Raw genomic sequence first — 255 nt, 5'->3', positions numbered from 1 at the left:
TTTAGTGAAGCTAGCCACAATTTTGTTATAAGCATGTTATGACGCGAATACAGGCGTGGTTGAAACTATTTTAGGTGCAGACGATGAGATTATTTCAGATTCATTAACCCATGCTACTATTATTGATGGTGTTCGTTTATGTAAAGCAAAGCGTTTCCGTTATGCAATTAACGATATGGCATATTTAGAAAATCAATTAATTGCAGCCGATTAAGCCTGTGCTAAAACTAAACTAATTGCTACTGATTGCGTGTT

Annotated in this window: 1 pseudogene; it reads left to right on the top strand. The window is 35.3% G+C overall.

Annotated elements, in window-relative coordinates:
- Window positions 1–31: 31 nt before the first annotated feature.
- A pseudogene (locus CWB76_RS19700) lies at window positions 32–211 on the top strand (aminotransferase class I/II-fold pyridoxal phosphate-dependent enzyme); the annotation flags it as partial.
- Between the last annotated feature and the right edge of the window lie 44 nt (window positions 212–255).

The organism is Pseudoalteromonas sp. S1609 (assembly GCF_005887255.1).
GTDB lineage: Bacteria > Pseudomonadota > Gammaproteobacteria > Enterobacterales > Alteromonadaceae > Pseudoalteromonas.
The sequence above is the reverse complement of the archived record's forward strand: the minus strand, read 5'-3'. Positions and strand labels throughout refer to the sequence as shown.